We start from the raw sequence: 11,380 nt of genomic DNA, 5'->3' as shown, positions 1-11,380 counted from the left end.
CGATCGGCACCGGCGCGTTCCGCACGATCGCCTCGCGCGTCTCGTGGATGCGCGTGCCGGTGGACAGGTCCATCACGGTGTCCGCGCCCCACCGGGTGGCCCAGGTCAGCTTCTCCACCTCCTCGGCCACCGACGAGGTGACGGCCGAGGTGCCGATGTTGGCGTTGACCTTCACCAGGAACGCCTTGCCGATGATGGCCGGCTCGCACTCCGGGTGGTTGACGTTCAGCGGCAGCACGGCCCGCCCGGCCGCGATCTCGTCCCGCACGAACTCCGGCGACACCGACTCCCGGATCGCCACGAACTCCATCTCCGGCGTGACGATCCCGGCCCGCGCGTACGCGAGCTGGGTCGGACGGGTTCCGGCCAGCGGCGTGCCGGCGCCGCGTACCGGGGCGACGTCGCCGCGCTCGGCGATCCACGGTCCGCGCAGCGCGGGCAGCCCCACCTCCGGGTCGGAGCCGGGACCGGAGGTGTCGTAGAGCCGTACCGGCGGGTTGTCCCCGGTCAGCGGCACCTCGGCGAACGGCACCCGGATGTCCGGGCGTGACCCTTCCACGTACACCTTGCGACGTGCCTGCATGACAGCCTCCCTGTCGCTCATGCGGACCAGCCGAAGTGGTCCAGCGGGCCGCGTCCCGCGCCCAGCTCCCAGGTCCGCGCGCCGGTCAGCGCGCGGGTGACGTACTCCTTGGCGGCCGCCACCGCGACCGGCACCGCGTCGCCCGCGGCGAGCCGGACCGCGACGGCGGCCGAGAACGAACAGCCGGTGCCGTGGTTGTGCCGGGTGTCCACCCGGGGCGCGCGCAGCAGCCGCGTTGTCCCGCCGCCGGCGAGCACGTCCACCGACTCGCCGTCGGCGTCCACGTCACCGCCGGTCACCACCACGAACGCCGGTCCGCGCGCCGCCAGCGCCTCGGCCGCCGCCACCATTTCCTCGACCGTGCCCACCGGGCCTCCGGTGAGGGCCGCGGCCTCCGCGCAGTTCGGCGTCGCCACTTCCGCGTACGGCAGGAGCCGCTCGACCGCCTCCACCACGCCGAGCCGGTGCCCACTGGTGGCGACCAGTACCGGGTCGACGACCAGGTGTGGCAGCCGCCCGGCCCAGGCCGCCTCGGCCACCGCGTCGGCGACCGCCGGGGTGCCGAGCATGCCGCTCTTCACGGCCCGCACGTCGAAGTCGCCGAGCACGCTGTCCATCTGGTCGCGCACCGTCTGCGGGGGCAGCGGCAGGACGGCGTCCACGCCCCTGGTGCTCTGCGCGGTGACAGCGGTGAGCACGCTCGTGCCGTACGCGCCGAGCGCGGCGAACGTCTTGAGGTCGGCCTGGATGCCGGCGCCTGCTCCGGAGTCGGATCCGGCGATCGTGAGGACTGTTCTCGGCGTCACTGGTCTTCTCCGGTGGTTTGACGGCTGCGGCCGACAGTGGTTGCGGTTCGGGGCTGCGGCCGACCGTGCCCACTCCGGGCGGTCAGGCTTGATCCCTCCGTGGGCACGGTCGGCCGCAGCCCTGTCGCGTGCGGGCTTGCGTCGGATCGCGCGGGGTGGGTGCGCGCCAAGTGGGTGGCCGCCTCCTGGAAGGCTCTGCCCAGCGTGGTGGCGGTTTCACTCGGGTCGTCCGCGCGCATGATCGCGCCCAGCACGGCTACTCCGGCGGCGCCCGCCTCGACGCATGCGTGGACCTGGTCCGGGTTCTCGATGCCGCCCAGCGCGAGGACGGGCACGGGGCTGACCGCGATCAGCTCGCTCAATCCGCCCGGTCCCAACACAGGGCCGTAGCCGGGTTTTGTCTTTGTCTCGTAGAGCGGGGACAGGGTGGCGTAGTGCTCGGTGGTGAGGCGGGCCAGCTCGGCGGTGTCGTGGCAGGAGCGGCCGACCAGGCCGACGGTGGGCGGCGGGTACGGGCCGGCAGCCGGTAGGTGCACCGCGTCCCCGTCGAGCGGGTCGGGTCCGGCGACGACGAGCGTGCCGCCCGCGTCGGCGAGGATCGCGCGCAGGTCGACGGCGAGCGCGAGGCGTTCGGGGCGCGGCAGGTCCTTCTCCCGCAGCACCACCCACCGCACTCCCCCACCCACGGCAGCCGCCACCACGTCGACGAGCGCCCCCCGGGCCACCCGCCGATCGGTCAGCAGCACGACCCCGCTCGGCCCGCCCTGGATCTTGGTACGCGGCCGCCCCTCGGGGGGCGCCTCCGTACCAAGATCCGCTACGCGTGAGGCGGTCACAGGTCGGGCCGTCCCTCGTCGGGGGTGGACGGCAGGGCGTGGAAGCGGCGGGTGATGCGGCCCGCGCCGTACGCGAGGCGGCCGGCCTCGACCGCGTACCGCATCGCCGTGGCCATCGCGACCGGGTCGGCGGCCCGGGTCACGGCGCTGGCGAGCAGCACCGCGTCGCAACCCAGCTCCATGGCGAGGGCGGCGTCGGAGGCGGTGCCGATGCCCGCGTCGAGCACCACCGGCACGTCGACCGCCTGCCGGATCAGCCGGATGTGGTGCGGGTTGCCGATGCCCAGCCCGGAGCCGATCGGCGACCCGGCCGGCATCACCGCCGCGCAGCCCACGTCGGCCAGCCGCCGCGCGAGCACCGGATCGTCCGACGTGTACGGCAGCACGGTGAACCCGTCCGCGACCAGCTCCTCGGCGGCGCGCAGCAGCTCCACCCCGTCGGGCAGGAGCGTGCGCTCGTCGCCGATCACCTCCAGCTTCACCCAGTCGGTGTCGAACGCCTCCCGGGCCAGGTGCGCCGTCTTCACCGCCTCCACCGCGGTACGGCAGCCGGCGGTGTTCGGCAGCAGCCGTACGCCGCACCGCTCCACCAGGTCGAGCAGGCCACCCGACCCGCCGGGCGTGGTGTCGACCCGGCGCAGCGCCAGCGTCACCAGCTCGGTGCCGGCCGCGCGGATCGCCGCCTCCAGCACGTGCAGGTTCGCCGCGCCACCGGTGCCGAGGATGAGCCGGGAGCCGAACCCGACCCCGCCGATCTCAAGCGTGGACATCCTGCTCACCCGCCCTGGGTGGCGCTGAGCACCTCGACCCGGTCGCCGTCGCGCAGAACGCTCGCCGACCAGCCGCCGCGCGGCACCACCTCGCCGTTCACCGCCACGGCGAGCCCGCGCTCCCGGTCGGTGACGGTGCGGACCACCTCGGCGACGGTGACGCCCTCGGGCAGCGTCCGGCCGGTGCCGTTGACGATCAGTTCCACGTGCGCTCCTTCCCGAAGCGGTCCGGGGTGAAGGGGGCGAGCGCGGGATCCGGCTCGCCGGTGACGATCAGCTCGGTGACCAGGTCGGCGGTGACCGGGGTGAGCACGATGCCGTGCCGGTGATGTCCGGTCGCGGCGAGCACACCCGGCTGCCCGGGCAGCGGCCCGATGACCGGCGCGTTGTCCGGCGTACCGGGGCGCAGCCCGGCGACTGCCTCCACCAGCTCGTACTCGACGAGTTCCGGCACCAGCTCCGTGGCGGCGCGCAGCAGTGTCAGCACGCCACCGGCGGTGACAGCGGTGTCCGCGCGCTCCTCGACCGTCGCCCCGACCACGACCTCGCCGCTGTCCCGGGGCACCAGGTAGACCGGCTCGCTGTCCGCGTACCCCCGGATCACGTGCCGGAAGCCCGGCGGACCGCCACCCGGCGCGCGCAGCCGCAGCACCTGGCCCTTCACCGGGCGGACCGGCAGGCCGGTCAGCGCCGCCGCGCCGCAGCCGGCCGCGACCACTGTGACCCGCGCGTCCACCTCGGACAGCGCGCCGACGCGCGCCGGGCGCAGCTCCACGCCGGCGCGTTCCGCGGCCGTGCGCAGCGCGACGACCAGCCGCCGCGGGTCGACCTGGTGGTCGCCGGGCGCGACAGCGCCGCCGCGCACGCGCGGCGCCAACGCCGGCTCGCGGTCGCGCAGCTCCGACGGGCGCAGCGGCGTGATCGGCAGTTCCAGGCCCTGCTGGTACGACCACAGCCGCCTCGCCTCGGCCAGGTCGTCGGCGGTGAGCCCGACGACGAGCGTGCCCTCGGTGCGGTAGCCGATGTCGACGCCGCTCGCCTCGGCCAGCTCGGTCGCGAAGCCGGGCCAGCGGGCGGCGGACTCGACGAGCAGCGCGGTGAGTTCGTGCTCACCGAAGTACGCCTCGGCGACTGGCGACAGCATCCCGGCGGCCACCGACGACGCGCCCGACCCGGGCCGGTCGTCGTGCACCACCACGCGCAGTCCACGTTGCGCGCACCGCCACGCGATCGCCCACCCGACAGGCCCGCCCCCCACCACCGCCACGTCGTTAAGGAAGGGCCCCCTGTTAACGCCTCCGGTAGAGGAAGGGCCCCCTGTTAACACGTCAGGCCCGCAGCAGCTCGGCGGTGGCGTGCGCGGGATCGGCTGCCCCGCTGAGCGCGCCGACCACCGCCACCCCGTACGCCCCGGCGGCCCGCAGCTCCGGCACGCTCGCGGCGGTCACCCCGCCGATCGCGATCACCGGCACGGTCACCGCTTCGGCGACCGCGCGTATCCCCTCGGGGCCGATCGGTTTCCGGCAGGCCGGACTTGGTGGTGGTGACGTGGCACGGGCCCACGCCCAGGTAGCTCGCGCCCGTGTCCACCGCGGCCCGGGCGGTCACCGGTTCGCGAGCGGTCGCGCCGAGCACCGCGTCCGGGCCGAGCACCCGGCGCGCGGCACGCACCGGCAGGTCGTCCGCGCCGACGTGGCCACCGGCGGCGTCCACCGCGAGCGCCACGTGCAGCCGGTCGTTGACCAGGCACTGTGCGCCGTACGGCCGGCAGGCGTCGACCACCAGCCGGGCCAGCTCGTACGCCTCCCGGTCGGTGGCGTCGTCCTCCACGCGCACCTGCACGACGAGGTCTGCGCCCGCCACGGGCAGTGCGGCACGCAGCACGGCGAGCGGGTCACGCCCCGGCCGGGTGTCGGTGATGAGATGCAGTCGTCCCAGGGACAGCACGGCAACGCTCCTCCCTGCGCCGGCATTACCCGGATCAGGTTCGACGGTCGGGGGCTCCCAGCCCCCCTCTCAGCCCGGTCCGCACCGGGCTCCCGTGGGTCACTTGCGGCCTACCGTACGACGCCTCCCGCCCGTACGGAAGCCCGGGTGAGGTTTTTCCCAGGAACCAGCCGTCCGCCGGATCGGGGCAGCGGGTGACCGTCCCGTCACGACACGCTGCCTGGGTGTCCGTTCCCGCCCGTGTTCCGCGCCGCCTGGCGATCCTGCCGTTCCGGGGCAGCCGTGCCGTCTCCGAAGGGCTACTCACCTGGACGATGCTGCGCGGGCAGACCTGGATCCGCCTGCGGCCGGACGTGTACGTGCACCGGGACGGGTACCGCGCCGACGACCACCGGATGTGGTGCGAGGCGGTGGCGTTGCGCCTGCCGCCGGGTGCCGTGCTGGCGGGGCGCAGCGCCGCGTGGTTGTTCGGCGCGGACGTGCTCCCCCGCGACGCGCCGGTGACAGTACTGTTGCCGACTGCTGCGCGGCTGCGACCGCACCCACGGTTGCGGTTGGTCCGGTCACCGCTGCCGGAGCGGGACCGCACCCTCGTCGGCGGGCTGCCGGTCACCACGCCCCTTCGCACGGCGTTCGACCTGGGCCGGCAGGGCTCACTCGCCGAGGCGTTGGTCGCCGTCGAGGCGCTGCTGCGTCGCCGGGCCGTGAAGCTGCCCGCCCTGCGGGCCTACGCCGCCGCCCGGCCGGGCTGGCCGGGCGCTCCGCTGTTGCGCGAGGTGCTGGCGCTGGCCGAGCCGTTGAGCGAGTCCCCGATGGAGACTCGCCTGCGGCTGCTCCTGCTCGACGCCGGCCTCGGCCCGCTCACCGCCCAGCACGAGGTACGCGCCGGTGGACGCTTCGTGGCCCGGGTGGACCTGGCCTGGCCGGCGCTCCGCATCGCGGTCGAGTACGACGGCGACCACCACCGCGAACGGGCTCACTTCCGCCGGGACGTGGCTCGCCTGAACGCGCTGCGCGCGGCCGGGTGGCTCGTGCTCCGCTTCACCGCCGACGACGTGCTACGCCGGCCCGACGCCACAGTGGCCCTGGTGCGCCAGGCCTTGGCAGAACGTCGTGCCACCGAGGCGAACCACTGATCCGTGCCCGCGCGCGCCGCGCCACGAGCCTCACCCCGCTACGCCCCCGGCCCGCCACACGTCACCGCTGGCCCCCATTTCGCCACCTACCACCCACCGGGCCACCCACCACCCACCGGGCCCCCATTTCGCCGCCCGCCACCCGTTGAGTCCCCGCCTCGCCACCCGTCGAGCCGCCCGAGACACCACGGGCGTCAGAGGCCCGCCCGCAAACACCCATCGCGTTCCACTCGTCGCCAGATCCAGCCCCGAGTGGAACGCCATGGGTGTCTCAAGGCCCTTATGACACCCATGGTGTTCCACTCGTCGTGAGCGCTGCCTGTGGGTGGCACGCCATGGGTGGCTGACGCGTGGGCGAGCCTTGATGGTGCGCAGGCCGCGCCGGCGCGCCCCCAACCGAGGGCGCACAGTCCACGTGCGGGCGGAGCCGAACGCGTGGGTGAGCTGAGCGCGCGGGCAGCCCGGTGTGCGCAGGCCCAAACGGGTGAGCACACGCCCCGACGCACACACCCGACACACGAGCACACGCCCCGACGTGCAGGCCCGAGCGCGCCAGCACACGCCCGACGTGCAAACCCGAGCGCGCCAGCACACGCCCGACGTGCAAGCCCGAGCGCGCGAGCGCGGACAGTCAGAGGATGGCGTCCAAGGCGGCCAGGTCCTCGTCGGACGGCTGCCACGTGCCGGCTTCGGCGTTCGCCTTCACCTGGTCGGGAGTGGTGGCGCCGGCGATCACGGACGTCACCGCGGGACGGGCCGCCAGGCCGCCGATGGCCACGTGCAGCATGCTGATGCCGCGCTCGGCCGCGTACGCATCGATCGCCTCGATGACGTCCCAGCGCGCGGCGGCCAGCCGCTCGGCGTACCGGCCGCCGCCGGCCAGCCGGCTACCGGCCGGGGGCGCCTCGCCGCGCTTGTACTTGCCGGTGAGCAGCCCGTTGGCCAGCGGGAAGAACGGCAGCATGCCGAGGCCGAACCGCTCGCAGGCGGGGATCACCTCGGCCTCCACCCCGCGTTCCACCAGCGAGTAGTGGTTCTGCGCGGAGATGAACCGGGTACGCCCCTGCGACGACGCGGTCCAGTCGGCGTCGGCGATCTGCCAGCCGGCGAAGTTGGAGTTGCCCAGGTAGCGCACCTTGCCGGCGGTCACCAGGTCGTCGAGCGCGGCGAGCGTCTCGTCGATCGGGGTGCCCGGGTCGGGCTCGTGCATCTGGTACAGGTCGATGTGGTCGGTGCCGAGCCGGCGCAGCGACGCCTCGACGGCGCGGGCGATGTAGCGGCGGGCGCCCCGGGCGTCGTGGTCCGGCCCGTTCGCGCCGTGCATGTCCATGCCGAACTTGGTGGCCACCACCACGTCGTCGCGGCGGCCTTTGAGCGCCTGGCCGAGCAGTTCCTCGGAGGCGCCCTGCGGCTCGCCGTAGATGTCGGCGGTGTCGAAGAAGTTGATCCCGGCGTCGAGGGCGGCGTCGACCACCGCCCGGGTGCCGTCGAGGTCGAGTTTGCGGCCGAAGTTGTTGCAGCCGATGCCGACCACTGACACCACGAGCCCGGAGTCGCCCAGCCGGCGATAGGTCATCTCACTCACGAGATCCACCCTATGCCCGCTCCCCGGGGCCCACCCGGGGAGCGGCTCAGGCCACGTCCCAGACCGGCTCCGGCGTCTCCACCACGTCACCGTCGCCGCGGAACAGCACGAACCGGTCGAAGGTACGGGTGAACCACCTGTCGTGGGTGACCGCGACGACAGTTCCCTCGAACGCGGTCAGCCCGGCCTCCAGCGCCTCGGCCGAGGCCAGGTCGAGGTTGTCGGTGGGTTCGTCGAGCAGCAGCAGCGTCGCGCCGGACAGTTCCAGCAGCAGCACCAGGAAGCGGGCCTGCTGACCGCCGGAGAGCGTGCCGAACCGCTGGTCGCCCTGACCGGCCAGCTCGTACCGGGACAGCGCCGCCATGGCCGCGTGCCGGTCCATGCCGGTCCGGTGCTCGTCGCCGCGCCACAGCACCTCGACCAGCGTCTTCGCCATCAGCTCGGGGCGGTCGTGGGTCTGCGAGAAGTGCCCGGGCCGCACCCGCGCGCCGAGCCGGACCACGCCGCCGTGCGCGACCGGCGCGAGCGCGGCGGCGCCGTCGACCGGCGTGTTGCCGGGCTCCGGGTCGGTGCCGCCGCGGGCCAGCAGGCGCAGGAAGTGCGACTTGCCGGTGCCGTTCGCGCCGAGCACCGCGACCCGGTCGCCGTACCAGAGTTCCAGGTCGAACGGGTACGTCAGGCCGTCCAGCTCCAACTGCTCGGCGATGACCGCGCGCTTGCCGGTCCGTCCGCCGGTCAGGCGCATCCGGATGTCCTGGTCCTTCGGGGGTACGGGCGGCGGCCCGGCCTCCTCGAACTTGCGCAGCCGGGTCTGCGCGGCCTGGTAGCGGGACGCCATCCCGTCGTTGTACGCGGCCTTCTGCTTGTACATCAGCATCAGCTCGCGCAGCTTCTGGTGCTCCTCGTCCCAGCGTTTGCGCAGCTCGTCGAGGCGGGCGTGCCGGGCGACCCGGGCGTCGTGCCAGCTCGCGAAGCCGCCTGGGTGCACCCAGGCGCTGCCGCCCTCCACCGCGACGACCCGGTCGGCGGTCTGGGCCAGCAGTTCCCGGTCGTGTGAGACGTACAGCACGGACTTGGCCGACTCGCGCAGCCGCCCCTCCAGCCAGCGTTTGCCGGGTACGTCGAGGAAGTTGTCCGGCTCGTCGAGCAGCAGCACCTCGTCCGGGCCGCGCAGCAGCAGTTCCAGCGCGAAGCGTTTCTGCTGGCCGCCGGAGAGCGTGCGCACCGGCCGGTCCCGGGCGCTGTCCCACGGCAGGTCCAGCACGATGGTGGCGACGGTGTCGAAGAGGACCTCCGCGTCGTAACCGCCGGTCTCTCCCCAGGCGGCGAGCGCCTCGGCGTACGCGAGCTGGGCCTTGGCGGCGGCGGAGCTGTACTTGCCGCGGACCTCGGCCGCCCGCATGGCCGCCTCGGTCTCGGCGAGCCGCCGCCCGGCGTCGCGCAGCGCGGGCGGGGCGAGGGAGAGCGCCAGGTCGGCGAGCGTGGACTCGTCGCCGATCATGCCGATGAACTGCCGCATCACGCCCAGCCCGCCGGAGCGCGCGATCGCGCCGGTCTTCACCGGCAGGTCACCGGCGACCATCCGCAGCAGCGTGGTCTTGCCGGCGCCGTTCGGGCCGACCAGCGCCACCTTGGCACCCTCACCGACCCGGAACGAGACGTCGCTGAACAGCTCACGCCCGTCCGGGAGGATGTGCCCGACCGCTGCCACGTCCACGTATCCCACGCGGGCATCCTGCCCGAGCCGGGCCGCTGGACGACACCGGATTACCGGGTGACGCGCAGCACCCGGTAGCCCTTCTGGCTGGCGTGCCGCTCGACGGACCAGCCCTGCTCTAACAGCCAGCGGTGCAGCGAGTCGCCGCCGAGGTGCCGGGCGACGACGAGCCAGGCCACGCCGTCCGGGGCGAGCCGGGGCAGCCAGCGCAGCAGCAGGCCGTGCAGTTCCGGTTTGCCGATGTGGATGGGCGGGTTGGACCAGATCTGCGTGAAGGTGACGTCGGCCGGCAGCTCGTCGGGCGCGACGGCGCGTACCCGGTCGGCGGCGCCGACCCTTGCCGCGTTGGCGGTGGTGAGGGCGCGGGCCCGCTCGTTGACGTCCACGGCCCAGACGGTGGCCTCCGGCGCGACAGTGGCGAGGACGCAGGTGATCGGGCCGAAGCCGCAGCCGATGTCGAGCAGCGCGCCGGTGACGTCGGCGGCCGGCAGGTCGGCCTTGCGCAGCAGCACGGCGGTGCCGGGGTCGAGCCGGTCGGCGGAGAAGACGCCACCGGCCGAGCCGAGCGTGTAGTCGCGCCCGGCGACTGTGAACTCGACCTCGCGCGGGCGGGCCGGGGCCGAGGGCTCAGCGGTGAAGTAGTGGTCGCCGGTCACGCAGGCATTCTCGCACCGGGCCGGGGCGGTTCCGGCAACGGTGTCAGGGGCGGAGCCGGACGCCACTCCGCCAGATTTTCCCGATATTACCCCTGAAAGGGACAATCAGTCCTACTCTATGCCACATGGTGTACCGGTACGAGTCCGATGAGGACGCCTTCCTGGAGTACCCGAAGCCCGGGTCGGCCCCGCACGGGCCCGCAGCCACGACGCCGCCGCCCGCGGGTCCGTCACGCTCCCGGTTCCCCACGCCGTCGCTGCCCCCGCCGCCGCGCCCGCAACCGGCGCTGCCGCCGGCCGGCGCGGCCGGGCAGGACGACCCCGACGGGCAGGCGGTGGCGGACGACACCCGCGCACCCGCTCCGGCGCCACCGGCCCCGGCGCCGACACCGGGACGGCCCGCGCCACCACGGGAGCCGTCCCCGGTGCCGCAGCCCGCGCCACCCATGCCCGCGCCCGTACCGGCGGCGACGAACCGGCCGACGGGTGCCGATCCCCGCCAACCCGACCGCCCGCGCCGGCGACGTCTCCGAAACTGCCCCGGGCCCGGCGCGCCGACCGCCGCAACGGCGGCAGCCGGTTCTGGCAGACGCTCGTCGGTGGCGCCGCCGTACTGCTGCTGCTCTCGCTCACCGGGCTCGCCGTCGCGGCGCTGCTGGACGAGCGGACGGCCACGCCGTCCGCCGGCCAGCCGACCCCGCAGCCGAGCGAGTCGAGCACCCCGGCCGGCGGCACCGACCTGGACTCCCGGGACACCGACCAGGCGACGCTCACCGCCAAGGAGGTCTTCCCGACCAAGGACCTGGTGCTCACCGACGGAAAGCCGGCGTACCGGGTGCTCAAGACCCAGGCCAGTACGAAGTGTCAGGTCGCGGCCACCGGCGAGATCGCCGACCTGCTGGTCCGGCTCGGCTGCAACCAGGTCGTGCGGGGCACGCTCCGCTCCCCCGACGGCGACCACCTGATCACCGCCGGTCTGTTCAACCTCACCGACGTGGCCACCGCCCAGCGGGTACGCGACCGCATCCGGCCGCTGCTCGACGCGCGCCAGGGACGGTTCCGTGGCATGGCGGCGGGCGACGACACCGAGGTGGTGGAGAAGGCCGCGGCCCGGGTCGCCTGGCAGGTACGCGGGCACTACGTCGCCTACTGCCTGGTCACGCGCGCCGACGGGGAACGCATCCCCAGCGACGACGCAGCCGCCCGCGAGATCATGTACGACATGGTCGAACTGCACCTCAACCGGGCTGTGCTGGACCGTCGTGCGGCGGCCGGAACGGCCGGGCAGCCCGACGCGGAGTCGGCCGGGGACAGCGCCGGTCAGCGGGGCACCGACTGACCTCC

11 protein-coding genes, 1 pseudogene and 1 riboswitch are annotated in these 11,380 nt (G+C 74.4%); of the genes and pseudogenes, 2 read left to right on the top strand and 10 right to left on the bottom strand.

Translation table 11 applies throughout. The features are described from left to right. From MCBG_RS32005 to thiE, 7 genes and pseudogenes are all read right to left on the bottom strand, one after another. Positions 1–583: phosphomethylpyrimidine synthase ThiC (locus MCBG_RS32005; protein WP_198033315.1), on the bottom strand; the 583-nt coding region annotated here is incomplete at its 3' end. A gap of 17 nt (positions 584–600) precedes the next feature. Beyond that, complete coding sequence (gene thiD, locus MCBG_RS23580) at positions 601–1,389, bottom strand: bifunctional hydroxymethylpyrimidine kinase/phosphomethylpyrimidine kinase (protein ID WP_043328262.1); 789 nt, start codon at positions 1,387–1,389, stop codon at positions 601–603. Next, complete coding sequence (locus tag MCBG_RS23575) at positions 1,386–2,159, bottom strand: thiamine phosphate synthase (protein WP_084789682.1); 774 nt, start codon at positions 2,157–2,159, stop codon at positions 1,386–1,388. The genes thiD and MCBG_RS23575 overlap by 4 nt, the downstream gene beginning before the upstream one ends. 62 nt (positions 2,160–2,221) lie before the next feature. After that, entirely contained in the window at positions 2,222–2,995 is a 774-nt protein-coding gene (locus tag MCBG_RS23570) for a thiazole synthase (protein WP_043328260.1), read from the bottom strand. A 5-nt stretch (positions 2,996–3,000) separates the two neighbouring features. Next, positions 3,001–3,201: a sulfur carrier protein ThiS gene (thiS, locus tag MCBG_RS23565; RefSeq protein ID WP_013288601.1), complete on the bottom strand. Its 201-nt coding sequence runs from the start codon at positions 3,199–3,201 to the stop codon at positions 3,001–3,003. Next, positions 3,192–4,322: a glycine oxidase ThiO gene (gene thiO / locus MCBG_RS23560; RefSeq protein WP_051611351.1), complete on the bottom strand. Its 1,131-nt coding sequence runs from the start codon at positions 4,320–4,322 to the stop codon at positions 3,192–3,194. The genes thiS and thiO overlap by 10 nt, the downstream gene beginning before the upstream one ends. Position 4,323: 1 nt before the next feature. Beyond that, positions 4,324–4,942 (bottom strand): annotated as a pseudogene (gene thiE, locus MCBG_RS23555) (thiamine phosphate synthase). Continuing rightward, a riboswitch (TPP riboswitch) is annotated at positions 4,937–5,048 on the bottom strand. (Overlaps the previous pseudogene by 6 nt.) 118 nt (positions 5,049–5,166) lie before the next feature. On the opposite strand from thiE, the gene MCBG_RS23550 reads away from it, so the two are divergent. Further along, the gene (locus MCBG_RS23550; RefSeq protein WP_043328255.1) at positions 5,167–6,078 is read left to right on the top strand and encodes a DUF559 domain-containing protein; all 912 of its coding nucleotides are present in this window, start codon (positions 5,167–5,169) and stop codon (positions 6,076–6,078) included. Positions 6,079–6,709: 631 nt separating this feature from the next. Here the strand turns inward: MCBG_RS23550 and MCBG_RS23545 are convergent. Genes MCBG_RS23545 through MCBG_RS23535 form a run of 3 tightly spaced genes read right to left on the bottom strand, consistent with a single transcriptional unit; the run spans position 6,710 to position 10,036 of the window. After that, positions 6,710–7,672: an aldo/keto reductase gene (locus MCBG_RS23545; protein ID WP_176722774.1), complete on the bottom strand. Its 963-nt coding sequence runs from the start codon at positions 7,670–7,672 to the stop codon at positions 6,710–6,712. Between the two features lie 37 nt (positions 7,673–7,709). Then, positions 7,710–9,389, bottom strand: coding sequence for an ABC-F family ATP-binding cassette domain-containing protein (locus MCBG_RS23540; RefSeq protein ID WP_043328251.1), 1,680 nt, complete (start codon positions 9,387–9,389; stop codon positions 7,710–7,712). 41 nt (positions 9,390–9,430) lie between these two features. Beyond that, positions 9,431–10,036, bottom strand: coding sequence for a class I SAM-dependent methyltransferase (locus MCBG_RS23535; RefSeq protein WP_043328250.1), 606 nt, complete (start codon positions 10,034–10,036; stop codon positions 9,431–9,433). Between the two features lie 805 nt (positions 10,037–10,841). Between MCBG_RS23535 and MCBG_RS34325 the strand changes: the two genes are divergently transcribed. Next, positions 10,842–11,375 (top strand): hypothetical protein, encoded by a 534-nt coding sequence (locus tag MCBG_RS34325; protein WP_223201479.1) that lies wholly within the window; start codon positions 10,842–10,844, stop codon positions 11,373–11,375. Positions 11,376–11,380 lie beyond the last annotated feature (5 nt).

The organism is Micromonospora sp. M42 (assembly GCF_000568915.1).
Classification (GTDB): domain Bacteria; phylum Actinomycetota; class Actinomycetes; order Mycobacteriales; family Micromonosporaceae; genus Micromonospora; species Micromonospora chalcea.
Note: the sequence above shows the minus strand (reverse complement) of the source record. Positions and strands in the feature narration are given on the sequence as shown.